Origin of the sequence: Rhodovulum sp. FJ3 (assembly GCF_032918305.1) — a bacterium.
Classification (GTDB): domain Bacteria; phylum Pseudomonadota; class Alphaproteobacteria; order Rhodobacterales; family Rhodobacteraceae; genus SAT37.
In genome coordinates this window covers 206,603-224,380 of the sequence record NZ_JAWJUU010000004.1, presented here as the reverse complement: position 1 = coordinate 224,380, position 17,778 = coordinate 206,603, and the positions used below count along the sequence as shown (strand labels likewise).

At 63.4% G+C, this 17,778-nt stretch carries 12 protein-coding genes; 3 read left to right on the top strand and 9 right to left on the bottom strand.

What is annotated here, in order from left to right:
• The first annotated feature begins 1 nt into the window (after window position 1).
• Window positions 2-778 (top strand): peroxide stress protein YaaA, encoded by a 777-nt coding sequence (yaaA, locus tag R1W00_RS12895; RefSeq protein WP_317263163.1) that lies wholly within the window; start codon window positions 2-4, stop codon window positions 776-778.
• On the opposite strand, the gene R1W00_RS12890 is transcribed toward yaaA, so the two are convergent.
• Window positions 763-3,258: a response regulator gene (locus tag R1W00_RS12890; RefSeq protein ID WP_317263162.1), complete on the bottom strand. Its 2,496-nt coding sequence runs from the start codon at window positions 3,256-3,258 to the stop codon at window positions 763-765. The two genes, yaaA and R1W00_RS12890, sit on opposite strands and share 16 nt — an antisense overlap.
• 138 nt (window positions 3,259-3,396) lie before the next feature.
• On the opposite strand from R1W00_RS12890, the gene R1W00_RS12885 reads away from it, so the two are divergent.
• On the top strand, window positions 3,397-8,823 hold the full coding sequence (locus R1W00_RS12885) for an alpha-2-macroglobulin family protein (protein ID WP_317263161.1): 5,427 nt from the start codon (window positions 3,397-3,399) through the stop codon (window positions 8,821-8,823).
• Window positions 8,823-10,862, top strand: coding sequence for a penicillin-binding protein 1C (pbpC, locus tag R1W00_RS12880; RefSeq protein ID WP_317263160.1), 2,040 nt, complete (start codon window positions 8,823-8,825; stop codon window positions 10,860-10,862). Before R1W00_RS12885 ends, pbpC begins: the two co-directional genes overlap by 1 nt.
• Window positions 10,863-10,864: 2 nt before the next feature.
• Here pbpC and R1W00_RS12875 read toward each other — a convergent pair whose 3' ends face one another.
• From R1W00_RS12875 to R1W00_RS12840, 8 genes are all read right to left on the bottom strand, one after another.
• Entirely contained in the window at window positions 10,865-12,040 is a 1,176-nt protein-coding gene (locus R1W00_RS12875) for an acetyl-CoA C-acyltransferase family protein (RefSeq protein WP_317263159.1), read from the bottom strand.
• A 104-nt stretch (window positions 12,041-12,144) separates the two neighbouring features.
• The gene (locus tag R1W00_RS12870) at window positions 12,145-12,753 is read right to left on the bottom strand and encodes a LysE family translocator (protein WP_317263158.1); all 609 of its coding nucleotides are present in this window, start codon (window positions 12,751-12,753) and stop codon (window positions 12,145-12,147) included.
• A gap of 54 nt (window positions 12,754-12,807) precedes the next feature.
• On the bottom strand, window positions 12,808-13,587 hold the full coding sequence (locus R1W00_RS12865) for a Pnap_2097 family protein (RefSeq protein ID WP_317263157.1): 780 nt from the start codon (window positions 13,585-13,587) through the stop codon (window positions 12,808-12,810).
• Complete coding sequence (locus tag R1W00_RS12860) at window positions 13,587-14,858, bottom strand: MSMEG_0569 family flavin-dependent oxidoreductase (protein WP_317263156.1); 1,272 nt, start codon at window positions 14,856-14,858, stop codon at window positions 13,587-13,589. The genes R1W00_RS12865 and R1W00_RS12860 overlap by 1 nt, the downstream gene beginning before the upstream one ends.
• 11 nt (window positions 14,859-14,869) lie before the next feature.
• Complete coding sequence (locus R1W00_RS12855; protein ID WP_317263155.1) at window positions 14,870-15,157, bottom strand: MSMEG_0570 family nitrogen starvation response protein; 288 nt, start codon at window positions 15,155-15,157, stop codon at window positions 14,870-14,872.
• Window positions 15,150-16,130 (bottom strand): sll0787 family AIR synthase-like protein, encoded by a 981-nt coding sequence (locus R1W00_RS12850; protein WP_317263154.1) that lies wholly within the window; start codon window positions 16,128-16,130, stop codon window positions 15,150-15,152. The genes R1W00_RS12855 and R1W00_RS12850 overlap by 8 nt, the downstream gene beginning before the upstream one ends.
• Window positions 16,127-16,678, bottom strand: coding sequence for an MSMEG_0567/Sll0786 family nitrogen starvation N-acetyltransferase (locus tag R1W00_RS12845; protein ID WP_317263153.1), 552 nt, complete (start codon window positions 16,676-16,678; stop codon window positions 16,127-16,129). Before R1W00_RS12845 ends, R1W00_RS12850 begins: the two co-directional genes overlap by 4 nt.
• Window positions 16,675-17,778, bottom strand: a complete 1,104-nt coding sequence (locus tag R1W00_RS12840) for an MSMEG_0568 family radical SAM protein (protein WP_317263152.1) — start codon at window positions 17,776-17,778, stop codon at window positions 16,675-16,677. The genes R1W00_RS12845 and R1W00_RS12840 overlap by 4 nt, the downstream gene beginning before the upstream one ends.

The window sequence follows — 17,778 nt, the reverse complement described above, 5'->3', positions numbered from 1 at the left end:
TATGCTGGTCGCAATTTCACCCGCGAAAAAGCTGAACGAAACGCCGGTGCCGGATCTGGAGATCACCGCGCCGCGCTTTGGCGATCAGGCGAATGAACTGGCCAAAGTGGCGGGCGACCTGTCCGTGGCCGAGTTGCAAAAACTGATGGGGATCAGCGAAAACCTTGCCCGTCTGAATGCGGACCGGTTTGCGACCTTCGATCCCGATGCGGACGGTGATCAGTTGAAGCAAGCGGCCCTGATTTTCGACGGGGACACCTATACGGGTCTGGATGCGGGAACGATGTCGGCGGATGATCTACGCTGGGCTCAATCGCATTTGCGGATTCTGTCGGGGCTATACGGCGCACTGCGCCCATTGGATGGGATTCAGCCCTATCGCCTTGAAATGGGGAGCCGTCTGAAAAACCCGCGGGGCAAGAACCTCTATGCGTTCTGGGGCGACCGGATCGCGAAACAGCTGAACGAGGATGCCGCCGAGGCCGGGATCGACACCCTGATCAATTGCGCCAGTCAGGAATATTTCGGAGCGGTCGATCTGGACGCGCTGCACCTGCGGGTGATTACGCCGGTGTTCATGGAGATGAAGAACGGCCAGCCCAAGATCGTCAGCTTTTACGCCAAAAAGGCGCGGGGTTCGATGGCGCGGTTCATCATTGAAAACCGTCTGTCAGATCCTGAGGCGATCAAGGATTTCGACACGGGCGAGTATGCGTTCAACGCCGACCTGACCGACGGCGACAACTGGGTCTTTTTGCGCGATCAGGCCGAGGTCTGAACCGGCACGTCGACCTCACCCTCGACGGGGATACAGGTGGTTGGGCAATAGTCGCGGATTTTTCCGCTAATTAGATCCTTGCGCAGGGGTTTGGTCAGATAATGATCGACCCCCGCCGCAAAGATGTCGTCGGCGTCGCCCTCCATTGCGTGGGCGGTCAGGGCGACAATAGGCGTGTGCGGCAAGGTCTCATCAGCCTCGCGTTTGCGGATTGTGCGCGTCGCCTCTTTGCCGTCCATTTCGGGCATCGAGATATCCATGAATACGAGATCGGGTTTGAACTCCTGCACGGCCTCAACCGCCAGACGTCCGTTTTCCGCGAATTGAAGGTCGATGTGCAGGTCCTTAACCATTTTCGAAAACACCAGACGGTTGGTCCGGTTGTCCTCGGCGACCAGCACCCGCATCTGGCGCGGCGGCGTGATGTCCACGGTCGGGGGTGGGGCGGTGACCAATCGGGCAATCGCGCCCTGCAACTGACGCCGCAGGGCGGGTTTGCTGAGGACCTGTGACACGTTTTCGATGTCGCCCAAAGCATGCGACGAGCTGAGCAGCAGGATCGGCACCTGATCCCCGCGCTCCCGCAGGCGCGCGGCAAATTCCGCGCCCGACATGCCGGGCATATTCATGTCCGTTACGACCAGATCGAAAGGGCCAACCTCCCCAAGCGCTTGGGCCCCCGTTTCGCACAGGGTCACGTCGAACCCCATCTGGATCAACTGGCGTTCAAGGATTGTACGGTTGACGATCTGGTCATCCACAACCAAGGCGCGCCCGTCAAAGTTCAGGGGAACGGGCGGTTCCTCTTCACCCTCGGCGGCGGGCAGGATCAGGCGGAAACCAAAACAAGACCCGACCCCTTTTTCGGATTCGACCCAGATTTCCCCGCCCATCAGTTCGACCAACTGTTTGGTGATCGCAAGGCCAAGGCCCGTGCCCTCAAACATGCGGTTTTGTTGATCCTCGACCTGATTGAACTGACCGAAAATGTGTTCTTGCATGTCCTCGGCGATGCCGATGCCGGTGTCCTCAACCGTGATGTGGATGGTCTGGGTGCCGTCCTCGTCACAGCCAAGGCCAACCACCCGCACCAGCACATGGCCCGCGGTGGTGAATTTGACCGCGTTGCCCACAAGGTTCGTCAGGATTTGACGGATGCGCCCGCGATCACCCGTAAACTGGGTCGGCAGGAACAGGTCATAGTCGATCAGGATATCCAGATCCTTGTCCTGCGCGGTCGCCTGCAACAGCATCACCACATCGTGGATCGCGCGTTCCAGATCGAACGGCTCGGGCTTTAGCGTGAGCTTCTCCGCCTCGATTTTCGAATAGTCCAGAACGTCGTTCAACAGGGACAACAACGCCTCACCCGAATGGCGGATGGTTTCGGAATAGAGGCGCTGTTCCTCGCTGAGTTCCGTATCGCAGAGCAGTTCGGCCATGCCGACAACGCCATTCATTGGCGTGCGTAACTCGTGGCTCATATTCGCGAGGAACGCGGATTTGGCGCGGTTCGCGCTTTCGGCGGCGACGCGGGATTCATCTAGCGCCTGTTGCTGGCGCTTTTGTTCGGTGATGTCGACGCGCAGACCGACCAGACCGCCATCGGGCGTGCGTTTTTCCAGAATGCGCAGCCACCGCCCGTCGGTCAGTTGCTGTTCAATCGGTTGGTCCGGTTTGAAATGGCGTGCCATCCGCTCGGCCAACCAGTCCTCTTCGCGCCCGATGGCGTCGGCATATTGCCCCTGATCCAGACCGAAGCGCAGGATTTCCTCAAACGTTTTCCCGGGGATCATTTCGGTCGCGCTGTGGGCGTAGATTTCCTTGTACCGCTCGTTGCACATGACCAGTTTGTCATCGTGATCATAGAGGACAAACCCGTCCGGCACGGCCTCAACCGCGGCCCACATGCGCATCATATCGGTGATGTTCAGATACATGCACACGATGTCACCCGTGGGCGTGCGCCGGTCGATCAGCTTGATATACGTCCCGTTCCACAGGCGAATAACGCGGTCCGGAATCTCATCTTGGGACCAACGATCGACCATCCCCTGTAACCAGCCCTCGGGCGTGTCGCCCTCGGTATCGACAAGGCCCTCTTCGATAATCAGACGTAGGATGTCGGGGTAACGCGCGCCGATACAGACCTCCTCCAGACCGTCGAACACACCCAGAAACGCGGGGTTCGCGGCCACCAGATGCCCATCCGCATCGAACACAGCAAACCCGTCGCGCACGGTCTCAAGCGAATCCCACAGCCGCCGTTCGGCGATGGCGTAGGCGGTGCTGACCTCTTGCAGTTCCTCGCGCACCTGCGTGTTTTCCTGCCGCGTGACGTCGATTTCATCGGACAACATCCGCGCATGTTCGCCAAGTTTGCGATTCGCCTCGAACAACTCGCGGCTCTTTTGTTCCAAGAGCCGTTCCGCCGCGAGGCGGCCGCGACGTTCTTCGGCAAGTTTTTGTTCCAGCGACATACCAGGCCCTGTTGCACGATCCGTTGGGGCACAGTTGCAACTTAAGGTGAATGGCCGGTTAACGCGGACACAGTCGTTGCCAGACCTGCGCGCCCGTGTCAGCATTCCCGCATAGATCAGGTGTTTTGAGGTGTTCCAATGTTTGGTTTGCGCAGTGCGGTTTTCGCGGTTTTGGTCGGGGTGTCGGGAATGGCGATGGCCCAAGGCGCGGACGGGCCCATACCGGACAAACGGATCACGGTGACACGGGATGTGGACTTTCCAGGTGGCGATTTGCGGTCGATTTTTGACACCTCGTTCGAGGGATGTCGCACCGCCTGTCTGAACGATGCGCAATGCGGGGCGTTCACGTTCAACGCCCGCTCCAATAGCTGTTTTCCCAAAACCGCGGCCTCTGATCCCGAACCCTATGCGGGTGCCCTGTCGGCGCGCGTGATTGAAACGGACGCGGGCGTATTGGCGCGGGCCACGGACCGGCGCGCGGATCTGTCGTTCCTTAGCGATCAGGACATCGCCGAGGCGACTAAGCTGGCCCAGTCCTTGGGCAATACAACATTCGCGGATGGGCGCACGGTGGGCGATCTGGTGTTGTCGGCGCGGGATTTGCGCGCGGCAGGGCGTCGGGTGGATGCCATGGCTGCGCTTGGGGCGGCCCTGACCCTGACGGATTCGGCGGACCTGTGGGCCTATTACGGCGAAATCGCCCGTGAGGAAGGCACCAAGGGCGACTATAGCGCGCGCCGGTATCTGGACACGGCCCTGTTGGCCTATATCAACGCCTACCTGCGTGCCGAAACGGATGCCATACGCGCGGCGCATTTGGCTGGTCTGGCCGAGATGCTGGAACTCAAAGGGCGCGGGCGGGCGATGATCCCCGCGCTGCGCCTTGCGACGGAGCTGTCCCCGCGCGAATACCTTGTTGCCGATCTGAACCGCGCCATCGGGCAATACGGGTTCCGCGTGATTGAAACGCGGGTCGACAACAACGCGACCGAGCCTCGGATTTGCGCGGTGTTCTCGGAAAGCCTGCGCCCCGCCGGCACCGATTACGCGACCTTTGTCAGCACGCAAACCGGCGGTCTGGCCATTTCCGCCGAGGATGCGCAACTGTGCGTGAACGGCGTTCAGCATGGCGAGCGGTACCAGATCACCCTGCGCGCGGGCCTGCCAGGGACAAGCGGCGAGGTCCTGCAAAAGGACGTCACCCTGACCCAATATGTGCGTGACCGCGATCCCGTTGTCCGCTTTCCGGGGCGGGCCTATGTCCTGCCCGCCACGGGGGCCCCGTCGATCCCGATTGTCACCGTAAACACCGACCGCGTAGACCTGCGCATCCGTCGCGTGGCCGAACGCAACCTGCTGCGCGCGGTGCAGAATCAATATTTCGGTCGTCCTCTGTCCCCGTGGCAGGAGGACAGTTTCGCGGGCACTGTGGCCGAGGACATTTGGACCGGCACGGGCGAAGTCGCCAATACGATCAACGCTGAAACCACCACGCGCCTGCCGTTGGATCAGGCGCTGGCGGATCTGCCGGCGGGGATCTATGTGTTGCAGGCCTCGGTGCCCGACACCGATCCCTATGACGTCGCCCCCGCAACCCAATGGTTTGTGATCAGCGATCTGGGCTTTAGCACCCTGCAGGGCAACGACGGTCTGCATGTCTTTGCCCGATCTCTGGCCGAAACGACCCCGCGTGCGGGGGTCGAGGTGAGCGTCCTGTCGCGGTCCAACCGCGTTCTGGCCACCGATGTGACGGACGCAGATGGCTATCTGAACGTGCCGCCCGGATTTCTGGCCGGAACAGGCGGGGCCGAGCCTGCGTTGATCGTCCTGCGCGACGGAGAGAGCGACATCAGCTTTATGTCCCTGACCGATCCCGCCTTTGATCTGTCGGATCGTGGGGTCACGGGACGCGCGCCGCCCGAACCCATCGACGTGTTCCTGACCACCGACCGTGGCGCGTACCGCGCGGGCGAAACGATCTATGCCACCGCGTTGGCCCGTGATCCGGCGGTGGTTTCCCAGACCGATGTGCCCCTGACCGCGATCCTGCGCCGTCCCGACGGTGTGGAATATGCGCGGGTGCGCTCGGACGGGGCGGCGCTTGGCGGGCATGTGTTCGACTTTGACCTGCTGGGCGGTGTGCCGCGTGGCACATGGTCGGTCGCGATCTATACCGATCCGGACCGCCCTGCCTTGGCCCGCAGCACCGTGTTGGTTGAGGATTTCCTGCCCGAGAGGTTCGATTTCGATCTGACCTATGCGGATGGGGCGGTGACGGTTCAGGCGGATTACCTGTTCGGGGCGCCTGCGGTCGATCTGCCGGTTGAGGGCGAATTGACCCTGACCGGCACGCGCAACATCGATGCCTATCCCGGGTATCAGTTCGGGGCCTATGACGCCGAGGTGCCGCGCGGCACGTCCTATTTCGGCGGGGCCGAGCAAACCGACGCATCGGGGCAGGCAGTGATTGACGCGGCCCTGCCCGATATTGATCTGGATGGATGGCCCGCGACGGTGAACCTGACCCTGCGCCTGCGCGAAGGGTCAGGTCGTCCGGTCGAACGCCGCCTGTCCCAATCGGTGATGACGGAGGGCACCAAGATCGGGATCAAACCCCTGTTCGACGATGTCCTGCCCGAGGGCACCGAGGCACGGTTTGAGGTGGTCACACTGGGCGACGGTGACGCCCCCGTCCCACGCCCTGTGGAGTGGGAATTGAACCATGTTCAAACGCGGTATCAGTGGTATCAGCTTTACGGCAACTGGAACTGGGAACCCGTCACGACCCGCACCCGCATCGCATCGGGCACAGCCATCACCACAGACGGGCGATTGTCCGTCGCAGAACCCGTTGAATGGGGCGAATACGAATTGGTCGTGTCCGAGACCGAGGGCGATTTCACCCGCTCTTCGGTCAGTTTCTATGCCGGTTGGTATGGCGGTGGTGAGGCGGGCGATAGCCCTGACCGTCTTGAGATGTCTCTGGACCGTGACGGCTATGCGATTGGGGATACGGCCATGTTGCGGGTTGTGCCGCGATACGCCGGTACCGCCCTGATCACCGTGATGGACGATCATCTGATCCACCGCGAAACGGTGCAGATGGAGGCGGGCGAAAACCGCATTCCTTTGCAGATCGACGCGGATTGGGGCGCGGGGGCCTATGTCGGTGTGACCCTGTTCCGCGCGATGGATGCGGACGATGAACTGGAACCCGCGCGGGCCATGGGCATCGCCTATGCGCCGATTTCGCCCGCGGATCGCCGCTTGGACGTCAGTGTCGCGACACTCGGCGACGTCACCCCGCGTGCGCCCATGACGACCACGGTCAGCATCGCCAACCTGCCCACAAACGAACCGGCCTATGTAACCCTTGCCGCCGTGGATGTGGGCATTCTGAACCTGACGGGGTTCGAGGCACCGGAACCCGATGCCTATTTCTTTGGTCAGCGCAAGCTGGGTCTTGGCATCCGCGATATCTATGGTCGCCTGATCGACACCTTCGGCGGCGCGGCGGGCACCACGCGTTCTGGCGGGGACGCCTCGGCGCAGATGCGTCTGCAATCGCCGCCCCCGACCGAGGATCTGGTCGCCTATTTCTCGGGGCCCCTGCCGGTCGGCGCGGATGGAACGGTCAACGCGACATTCGACATCCCCGCGTTCAACGGCACCGTGCGCCTGATGGCCATGGCGTGGAGCGCGAACGGCGTGGGCCAAGCGACCACCGATGTCACCCTCGCCGATCCCGTTGTGTTGACGGCCAGCGTGCCGCGCTTCATGGCGCCGGGGGATGAAACGGTCATGCTGTTGGACCTGCAGCGGACCGAGGCCTTGGCGGGCGACGTTGCCTTTGCGATGAGTACCAGTGACGGTTTGACCATCACCAACCCCCTGCCGACCACGGTTGCCCTGCCGCAAACCGGCGCGGCGCATCTGCGCATTCCGCTGCGCGCAGGCGAGGTTGGGACACAGACCGTGAACCTGTCCCTAACGCTTGGCGATGGGACCGAATTGACCAAGGCCCTGACTATTCCGGTGATGCGCAACGATCCCGAAACCACGCGCACCAACCGGTTCGATGTTGTGTCCGGCGCGTCCTTTAACCTGACCCAGGATGTGTTTGACGGGTACGGCGCGGGCACGGCGCGGGCGACGCTGGCCTTTGGGCCACTGGCGCGGTTTGACGCGCCTGGTTTGCTGCAGGGGCTGGATCGCTATCCCTATGGATGTACCGAGCAGATCACCGCGCGCGCGTTACCATTGCTGTATTTCAACCAAGTGGCTGGTGCGATGGGCCTTGGCGGTGCGGATGAGTTGACTGACCGTTTGAACACCGCTGTGGCCGAGGTTCTGACGAACCAAGCATCGAACGGCTCGTTCGGTCTATGGTCACCCGAGACAGGGGATTTGTGGCTGGATGCCTATGTCACCGATTTCCTCGGGCGGGCGCGGGCAAATGGTCTGACTGTCCCCGATCTGGCCTATACCCAAGCGCTGGATAACCTGCGAAATCAGTTGAATTACGCCGCCGATTTTGAAAGTGGCGGGGACGGCATCGCCTATGCCCTGATGGTGCTGGCCCGTGACGGGCGCGCGGCGATTGGCGATTTGCGCTATTATGCCGACGTCAAGGCGGATGCGTTTACCACACCCCTTGGCGCGGCCCAACTCGGCGCGGCCTTGGCGTTTTACGGTGAACAGATCCGCGCGGATTACATGTTCGCACAGGCCAGCCGCCTGATGACCTCTCGTCTGGCCGAGGGTGAGGCGCGGATCTGGCGTGCGGATTATGGCACCAACCGGCGGGACGCGGCGGCGATTGTGGCCCTCGCGACCGAGGCAGGCACGAATGCCGTGAACCTTGAACGGCTGATCGATGCCGCCACCGACGGACCCAGCACCCGCACCACCCAAGAGGCCGCGTGGACCCTGTTGGCCGCGCATGCCCTCGTCGATAATGCTGCGGTGCAGCGCATTTTTGTGAACGACGTTCAAATTGAGGGCCCGACCCTAGCGGTGTTGGAGCAGGGTGTCACCGAAAAAGGTCTGGCCGTGCGCAATGGCGGGGGACAGGACGTGCAGATGACCCTGACCACCTATGGCGTTCCTGAGGTCGCTCCGCCCGCTGGCGGTGCCGGATATGACATCACGCGATCCTATTACACGATGGACGGCGAACCGGTCGACCCCAGTACGGTTGCGACGGGCACGCGCCTTGTCACCGTGGTGGACGTCACGCCGTATCAGCGTGCCGAGGCGCGGTTGATGGTCACCGACCGCCTGCCCGCAGGGTTCGAGATCGACAACCCGAACTTGCTGCGCGGGGGTGATGTGCGGGCGCTCGACTGGCTGAACGCGGAAACCAATGTCGCCAATGCCGAGTTCCGTCAGGACCGGTTTATGGCCGCGATTGACTGGTCCAGCGACCGGCCCTTCCGACTTGCCTATATCGTGCGGGCGACGGTGCCCGGCGCCTATCACCACCCCGCCGCCACGGTTGAGGACATGTATCGCCCCGACCAACGCGCGTGGACCGATGCAGGGCGTGTGACGGTGCACTGATGCGCCGGTCCGCCCTGATCATCCTTGTTTGCGCGCTGTGGTCTCTGGCCATGGCGCGGGACGGGTTTGATGCGTGGGTCGATAGGGCGCCGATGCCGGACCTGCGCGCCGAATTGTCGGTCGAGGTGCGCGATCGCCACGGCGAGTTGTTGCGCGCCTATACGGTGGACGACGGACGCTGGCGCATGGGCGCGCGGGTTGAGGATGTCGATCCGGCCTACATCGACCTGCTGATCGCCTATGAGGACCGCCGGTTCTACAGCCACCACGGCGTTGATCCGCGCGCGATGTTGCGCGCGGCATGGCAGTCCCTGCGCGCGGGGCGGGTGGTGTCCGGTGCCTCGACCCTGACCATGCAAACAGCGCGTTTGATAGAGGACGGTCCGACCGGTGAATGGGGCGGGAAGATCCGGCAGATGCGTCTGGCACTGGCCCTTGAACGGCGTCTGTCCAAACGGGATATCCTGAACCTTTACCTGATCCACGCGCCGTTCGGCGGCAATGTCGAAGGCATCCGCGCGGCCAGCCTGATGTGGTTCGCGAAACCGCCTGCGCGCCTGACTCCGGCCGAGGCAGCGTTGTTGGTCGCGCTGCCCCAATCGCCGGAAACGCGCCGCCCTGACCGGCATCTCGCGACTGCGATTGCCGCGCGGGATCGGGTGCTGGCGCGCGGCGAGATGGCCGGTCTGTTCGACGCCGATACAACCGCCGCCGCACGGCGTGAGGGCGTTCCACGGGCAATGACCGACATGCCGATCCTTGCCCCACATCTGTCCGACATGGCACGGGTGGACCAGAATATGAACGGCGTTCACACACTCACCATAGAGGCCACATTGCAGGCGCGTCTACAAACCCTGCTAGCCGAGGCGATGTTGGGGCAGGACCCACATGTCTCCGCCGCTTTGGTCGTTGCGGACCACCAGACGGGGCAGGTACTTGCCGCCATCGGGGCGGCGGATTTCACCGATGTCGACCGGCGGGGGTTTGTGAACATGCTGACTGCGTCGCGGTCGCCGGGATCGACGTTGAAACCGTTCGTCTATGGATTGGCCTTCGATGACGGGTTGGCGCATCCCGAAACGCGGATTGTGGATCGTCCTGTGCGGTTCGACACCTATGCGCCCCAGAACTTTGACGGGGAATTTCGCGGCGACATCACGTTGCGCCGCGCGCTGCACCTGTCGCTGAACACGCCGGTGGTGCAGGTGTTGGATCGGCTTGGCACCGCGCGGTTGATGCAGGTCCTGCGCGATAGTGGGGCGCGGCCCGAATTGTCCGGCGGGCAACCGGGTCTGGCGATTGCGCTGGGTGGATTGGGCGTGTCGTTGATGGATCTGGTGCAGGCCTATGGCGCGCTTGGCAACGGGGGCGTGGCGCGCCCGCTGGTCTGGCGCATGGGCGAGGGGACCGAGGCGGGCCCGCGTCTGATCGGGGAAACGGCGGCGTGGTATGTGACCGATATCCTGCGCGAAACGCCACGACCGGTGAATGCGCCGACGGGAGACATCGCGTATAAAACCGGCACGTCCTATGGGCACCGCGATGCGTGGGCCATTGGCTATGATGCGCGCCACGTGATCGGGGTCTGGATCGGGCGGCCGGACGGCACACCGGTGCCCGGAGCCTTTGGGGCCGAGGCCGCCGCGCCGATCCTGTTCCAAGCCTTTGGTATCCTGAAACCCGCGCCCGACAGGTTCGCCGCCCCGCCGGAACAGGCGTTGATCGTCTCAACCGGTGAATTGCCGCCGCCCCTGCGTCGGTTCGGGGTTGCGCCCAGTGATCTGAACCCGACCCGCGCGGGCCTGTCCATCGCGTTCCCGCCGGACGGCGCGCGGTTGCGCAGCGATGGGGGCGGGGTGCCCCTGCGCCTGATGGATGGGGTGCCGCCCTTTGCCGTTCTGGTGAACGGTGTGCCCGTCGCCCCCGTGTTGCGGGGGCGGGACATGATGTTGCCGGATATGCGGCGTGGCTTTTCGGACCTGTCGGTGATCGACGCCGACGGAACCGCCGTGCAGATCACCGTTGAGGTCGAATAGGATCAGGCGCGCTCGATTGCGATGGCAATGCCCTGACCGCCGCCGATGCACATGGTGATCAGCGCGGTTTTGCCGCCCGTACGTTCCAGTTCGTACATCGCCTTGACCGTCAGGATCGCACCCGTCGCGCCGACCGGATGGCCAAGGGCAATCGCGCCGCCGTTCGGGTTCACCTTGGCCGGATCGAGGCCCAGTTCATTCGACACCGCAAGCGCCTGTGCGGCAAAGGCCTCGTTGCTTTCGATGACGTCGAAATCGGCGACCGATAGGCCGGTTTTCTCGCACAGCTTTTGCACCGCAGGGATCGGGCCGATGCCCATGATGCGCGGGGGCACGCCCGCAACGGCATAACCGGTGATCCGCGCGCGGGGCGTCAGACCCGCGGCGACGGCGGCCTCTTCGCGGGCCAGAACCACAGCGGCGGCGCCATCGTTGATGCCGCTGGCGTTGCCTGCGGTCACGCTGCCGTCTTTTTGGAACACGGCGCGCAGACCCGATAGGGCCTCAATCGTGGTGGCCTTGGGGTGCTCATCCGTGTCGAATTCGACGGTCGCGCGTTTGGATTTGATTTCGACCGGCACGATCTGGTCCTTGAAATGGCCCGCCTCAATCGCGGCGGCCGCGCGGCGTTGGCTTTCAAGGGCAAAGGCGTCCTGATCCTCGCGTGAGATGCCGTAATCGGCGGCGACGTTTTCCGCCGTCACACCCATATGGCCCGTGCCGAAGGGGCAGCTAAGCGCGCCCAGCATCATGTCGGACGCGCCGGTATCGCCCATCTTTTGGCCCCAGCGCGCCGAGGGCAGGATATAGGGAGAGCGGCTCATATTCTCGGCACCACCTGCAAGGGCGAAATCCGCATCCCCCAGCATCAGGGCCTGCGTGGCCGACACAATCGCCTGCGCGCCCGACCCGCACAGGCGGTTCACGTTCAACGCGGGGGTGCCTTCGGGGATACCGGCCTGCATTGCGGCGACGCGGGACAGGTACATATCGCGCGGTTCGGTGTTGATGACGTGGCCAAAGACCACCTGACCGATCTGATCGCCGGCAACGCCCGCGCGATCAAGCGCGGCCTTGGCCACCGTGGTGCCCAGATCAATAGGCGCGATGCCCGACAAACTGCCGCCAAAGCCACCGATGGCCGTGCGCGCGCCCGACAGAATTACGATTCCGGTCATGTGAGTCCCTCCCGATTAGGTTGCGCCATCCTAACCCTGCGCGTGCTGCAGGTGCACAGTTCCGTTGCGTCGCGAAGAGCAAGAGGCGCCCAAACATTCGGTGATCATCGTGTCGCGGCCATCCATACACCGCCACCGATTAGGCACGCGCCGCCCGCATACTGGGCGTTGCGATGTGCGGCAGGCCGACGTAACAGCCGTTGGGCCCGGCGCGCGAGAGCGGCATAGGTCATCAGGACCACGAAAACGATGATGGATGCCGTTGCTGCGATGGTCACAAGTTGCGGGAGTTGCGGTTCTTCGGGGTTTAGGAACGGCGCGAGGAACGCCATGTAGAACACGATGGCCTTGGGGTTCAGCACGCCGGTCCAGAACCCTGTGGCAAAGCGGCGACCGCTTCGCGTGGGTGTGCGGGGTGCGATTGGACGACGGGCGGTCCTGATTTGGGCAAGGCCCAGCCAGATCAGATAGGCGACGCCCGCCCATTTCAGCACGGCAAATCCCACCGCAGAGGTCGCCAAAATCGCCCCAATCCCAAGGGACGACATGGCGATAATCGCAAGCCCGCCAACGATATCCCCCAGCACCAGCCAAAACGCCCCCCGCATCCCGTGCGCCAGTGTTGTGCCAAGCACCATCAGGACACTGGGGCCGGGCACAATGGACACAACGAAATAGACAAGGGCAAAGGCGATCCATTGTTCGAGCGACATATGTATATTCCCCGAAGATAACGCGGGCACGATAGCAATGTGTCTTTGGGACGACTAGCCGCCTGTGGTCACAATCGCCAAAGGACGGTCGTCGGTGGCTAGGGTCAGGGGGCCGTCGCCCGTGCCGTGGACGTGGATCGTTTCGCCGGGGTTCAGGTTGCTGACATAGACCACATCGCGGTGACAGAGCGGGCCCAGTGTCGGGCGCGCCATTTCGGCGATGCGCGAAAAGGTCGGGAAATACAGCAGCCCAACGGCGTTAAAGTCCAACGCCGGAACGGGTGTGTAGGACATGATGCGCGGACCGAAATCCGCGCTCTGGCGCAGCGCGCGGCTGTGGCCTCGGGCATAGTCGTGGAACCCCATGACCCGATCCGGCGCGCTGGCCAGAACCCCTAATCCCGGTAGATCATTGCGCAGCAACCGGCGGTTCGATCCGGTTTCATCGTGGCTGAGGAAGCTGCTGATCATCATGACTGTGCCGATGTCCCCGCCCGCACTGGTCAGGGTGTGGAGCGATCCCAACCGGCGCGGCGTGACCTGAAACAGGGTCGAATGGATGTCGACGCATGTCCCCAATTGCGCGCGCGCCTGACCGGGCAGCTCCAGCGATGTCGCGCAAAACGCGGCATAGACCTGTGCCCCGTCCGCGTCGCGAAATGCGATGCCCTCTTGCCCGACGGCGGCGGCGATCAGATCCCAATGCCGGTCGCCCAGATGACGCAACAGCCACTGTTCGGACAGGCCGTTCGGCGACAGGTGCATCATCCCCAACCGCACGCGGTTCTGTCGCGTGGGCATGGGGTGGGGCGGATGGTGGCGCAGGATCTGCATCAGGCGACCGCCTTGGTCGAGAGTTGTTCGTCAATCCGGTCGGCAAGGTAACGGCTGTCTTCCTCAATCCCGAGGAACCGGCCCGATCCCCATGTGTTCAGCCAGCCAAGACCGATGAAATGCAGACCCGGTTGCTCGGTGACGCCGCGGGTGAACTTGGGCTTGCCGCGGTCGTCGAACACGTTGGCCTCAATCCAGCTGTAATCGGGGCGGAACCCGATGGCCCACAGAACGGATGTGATCCCCGCCTCGGCAAGGTTCAGTTCGGTGCGCTCGACCTCAGGCTCCCACACTTTGGCGAAAGGCGGCTCGACCGGCGCGTCGATCCCTTGGGCCGCGATATAGGCGTCGATCTGGGTGCGGATGCCGACATAGGACTTGTCCGCGTCATCAAGGTTCTTGGTCAGATCGGGCAGAAAGGACACCGTTGTCCCGTCCATTCCGGCAAGCGAACCGTAGAGTTCCACACCGTGATCGACATGGAACTGGCGCAGGTCGATTTCCTTACCGCCGTCGCGACCGGACATATAGTGGTTGGTCTGGGTCAGCGCCTTGTGCGGGTCGGGGTGGGTGTCGATGGTGATCGCATAATGCCCCGCGTCATAGAGCCAATCCGTCGCGTCCCGCCCACGGTACTTGCGCGGGCTGCGCGGCGCGGGGCCCACGGCCAGATGCACGTCGCGACCGGCGCGGGTGAAATCCTCCATCACCTGCACGCCGGATTGGCCGGTGCCGACGATCAACACGCCGCCCTCGGGGAACTGATCGACGTTGCGGTAATCGACCGAATGCATCTGCATGATCTCGGGCGACAGGGCGCGGGCGTAATCGGGTTCAATCGGTGTGTCATAGCCGCCTGTCGCGATCACCACCTGATCGCAGATCCATGTGCCGATGCTGGTCTCGACACGGAATCCGCCCGCCGGTTGGGGCGCGACGCGGGTCACGTCCACATGTTCGCGCAGATCGGGTTTAAACGTCTCGACAAAGGCATCAAGGTACTCGGTGATCTCATCGCGCAGCATGAACCCGTCGGGGTCCGTGCCGCCATATTCGGTGTCATAGTGGAAGCCCGGCAACCGGCATTGCCAGTTCGGCGTCACAAGGCAAAAGCTGTCCCAGCGGTTCACGCGCCACGAATGGAATTTCTCGTGCCGTTCAAAGATGATCGACTGAATACCCTTTTCCTGCAGGCATTTGGCGGTGGACAAACCGGCCTGACCGCCACCGACGATCACGACAGGCACGTGGTGCAATTGGGTGTCTTTCATGGCGGGGATCCTTATGTGGTGATGGACAGGCAGGCGATTTTCGCCTCGCTGTCTGTGTTCAGGGTGGCGATGCGCGCCTCAATCCGGTCAAGCTGGGCCATGGCCGAGGAACAGGCGAAGCCATAGCGCGCCGCCACGCGGTTCGATGCGCGCTCCAGTCCGATGCGCGACCGGTGCAGGAAATCGTCCACGGGGTATTCCGTGCCCGCGGTGAACAATTCCGCAATGACGGTCGAGGGCGAGAAAAGGCGTTCTTCCTGACCATCAGGCCAGCGGACGGTCCAATAGGTTTCAGGCATTGCTCGATCCCTTTAGTCCAAGATAGGGGGTGTCGGCGTGGTCCCAGAACAGGGCCTGATCGCCGTCGTGGGTCAGGGTGATGCGGCTGTCCGCCGTGACGGTGCCAATCGCGCCCGCGTCGATGTCGCGTTCGGCAAATCGGGCGCAGACGGCATTGGCGTGCTCGGGCGCGACGGACAACAGGAACCCAAAGCTTGGAAAGCTGCGCAACCAACGGTCAAGCGCGACACCCGGCGGCGGCGTCACCGCGCCAAGGTCAATGTCGATGCCCACGTCCGAACATTCGGCCAGCATCAGGGCCGTGCCGACAATGCCGCCCTGACTGATGTCCTTGCCCGCGTGGACCAATCCGCCGCGCGCCAGTTCAGGGAGCAGGGCCAGATCGCCGCGTAACCGGTCGGCGGGCGCGGTCAATGCGGCGCAGAAATTGTCGAAATTCCGATAGGCCCCGCGATGATCCACCGCCGCGATCAACAGATCATCCGGTTGGGCGTCAAAGCTGGTGATTAACGCGTCGGCCTTACCCATGATCGATGCGGCAATGCCAACGGCGGGGGCGGCGAAATTCGTGTGCCCGCCGACAATCGGCACGCCATAGGTTTCGGACGCGTCGCGCAAACCTTGCAGGATCGGCGCGGCAGTGGCGGCATCAGGCGCCCAGACCTGATCGACAATCGCTGTGGCGCGTCCGCCCATGGCGGCGATGTCGGACAGGTTCACCATGACGGCGCACCATCCCGCGAACCACGGATCATCGGCGACAAAGGCGGGAATGAACCCTTCGCCCGCGATCAGGTCATACTCCACCCCGTTCCACAGGGCCGCCGCGTCATCGCCCGGCTGTCCCGCAGACAGGGCGGTCAGGTTCAAATCCCGCGTTGCCGCGCCGATGGCCAGTTTCGACCGGATCGACGGGTGATCGCGCAGGGCGGCGGCGATCTGTTCCACAGGCGAAATCGGTTTCACCATCATGCCGCACGCCCCCGAATGGACGGGCGGTGATACCAGCCCGCGACCGGATCGGCGCAGGGCGGATAGTGGTTCAAATCCGCCTCCATCTTCATATGGGGAATGCCGTGGATCGAGACCTCTTCAAGGGGTTTCCACCGCAGGCGCCGGAACAGGATCACGTTCTGCATCTGGACATGGGCCAGAAACCGGTCGCATCCACGCGCGTTCGCAGTGCAGACCGCCAGCCGGATCAACTCGGCCCCCAGCCGCCCGACATTGCGGAAATCCTGATCGACGGCCAGACGCGACCCCCACCACAGGCGCGGGGCCTCTTCGTGGATGCGGACGGTGCCAACGACCTGATCGGCCTCATGGGCATAGGTGGACAGGGCAACCAGATGCGTCGCGATCAGGTCGATGTCGTCGCGATCATGCTCGGGGAAGACGCCTTGTTCCTGCACAAACACGCGGTGGCGCAAGGCCTGTGCGCCAAGGGCCTCAAACCGTTTGGATGCGGCGCGGATGTAGTAACCGGGCGTGGTAAAATGGTGCGGCTCCAGTTCGATCATGCGGGCACCTTTAGGCGTTCATAGGTCGACAGGGCCGAGCATGCGCCGCATTTCCCGCAACCGGCCTTCATATCCGCCGACCGGATGCCCGCGCGCACGATCATCGCGCCCAGCGGTTTCAGGATTGAGGTCATGAATTCGCTGCTGGGGGCCGGATGGCTCTCTAGCGGGGTGCCGGAGATCGGCACAAAGGGTACGACGAACGGGTAAACCCCCATGGCACACAGGCGTTCGCCCATGTCCAAAATCGCCTCACGGCTGTCGCCCAGACCGGCTAGGATATATGTCGACACCTGACCGCGCCCAAAGACCTTTACCGCCGCCTCAAAGCTGCTGAAATATTTCTCCAGCGGCACGGTGGCCTTGCCCGGCATGATGCGTTGGCGGACCTCGGGCGTGACGGCCTCTAGGTGCATGCCCAACGTATCGATGCCCGCGTCGAACATCCGTTGATGCCATGCGTCATCTTCGGGTGGCTCGCACTGACCTTGCAGGGGCAGATCGACGGCGGCCTTGATCGCCGCCGCACTCTCGGCCAGAACCTTGGCCCCGCGATCCTTGCCCGCGGGGGTGCCGGTGGTCAGGATCATATGGGTGACGCCGTCCAGCTCGACCGCGGCCTTGGCAACCTCGGCCAGTTGCTCGGGCGTCTTGTGCGCAATGGTGCGACCGGCGGCAAGGCTCTGCCCGATCGAGCAGAACTGACAGGTCTTTTTGCGGCTTTCATAGCGGATGCAGGTCTGCAAAACGGTCGTCGCCAGAACGTCGCGCGAATGCAGGGTCGCAATGTGGCTATAGGGAATGCCATCGGCGGTGCGGCGTTCGTAGAACTTGGCCTTGGTGGGAAAGCGCACGGTGCCCACCGGTTCGCCGTCGCGGGTCAGTTGCGACAGGCCCGTGGCGTCGGGCGCGTCGGCCAGAAACGGGCTATCGAAACTTGGGGCGGTGTGGACGGGGACCATGACGGTGGTTTCGCCAATCGTCACGGCCTTGTGGTCGGACGGGCCCGCGCCGCCACGGCGGCTCTCTTGTCCGACGCGGGGGTTTACCATGCGCATCCCGTGGGTTTGCAGCGCGGTGATCAGATCGGAGTGGGACAT

Bases quoted from the DNA above. Each gene is read 5' to 3' on its own strand.
- yaaA (WP_317263163.1), top strand. From the start codon at position 2: ATGCTGGTCGCAATTTCACCCGCGAAAAAGCTGAACGAAACGCCGGTG.
- R1W00_RS12890 (WP_317263162.1), bottom strand. From the start codon at position 3,258: ATGTCGCTGGAACAAAAACTTGCCGAAGAACGTCGCGGCCGCCTCGCG.
- R1W00_RS12885 (WP_317263161.1), top strand. From the start codon at position 3,397: ATGTTTGGTTTGCGCAGTGCGGTTTTCGCGGTTTTGGTCGGGGTGTCG.
- pbpC (WP_317263160.1), top strand. From the start codon at position 8,823: ATGCGCCGGTCCGCCCTGATCATCCTTGTTTGCGCGCTGTGGTCTCTG.
- R1W00_RS12875 (WP_317263159.1), bottom strand. From the start codon at position 12,040: ATGACCGGAATCGTAATTCTGTCGGGCGCGCGCACGGCCATCGGTGGC.
- R1W00_RS12870 (WP_317263158.1), bottom strand. From the start codon at position 12,753: ATGTCGCTCGAACAATGGATCGCCTTTGCCCTTGTCTATTTCGTTGTG.
- R1W00_RS12865 (WP_317263157.1), bottom strand. From the start codon at position 13,587: ATGCAGATCCTGCGCCACCATCCGCCCCACCCCATGCCCACGCGACAG.
- R1W00_RS12860 (WP_317263156.1), bottom strand. From the start codon at position 14,858: ATGAAAGACACCCAATTGCACCACGTGCCTGTCGTGATCGTCGGTGGC.
- R1W00_RS12855 (WP_317263155.1), bottom strand. From the start codon at position 15,157: ATGCCTGAAACCTATTGGACCGTCCGCTGGCCTGATGGTCAGGAAGAA.
- R1W00_RS12850 (WP_317263154.1), bottom strand. From the start codon at position 16,130: ATGATGGTGAAACCGATTTCGCCTGTGGAACAGATCGCCGCCGCCCTG.
- R1W00_RS12845 (WP_317263153.1), bottom strand. From the start codon at position 16,678: ATGATCGAACTGGAGCCGCACCATTTTACCACGCCCGGTTACTACATC.
- R1W00_RS12840 (WP_317263152.1), bottom strand. From the start codon at position 17,778: ATGTCCCACTCCGATCTGATCACCGCGCTGCAAACCCACGGGATGCGC.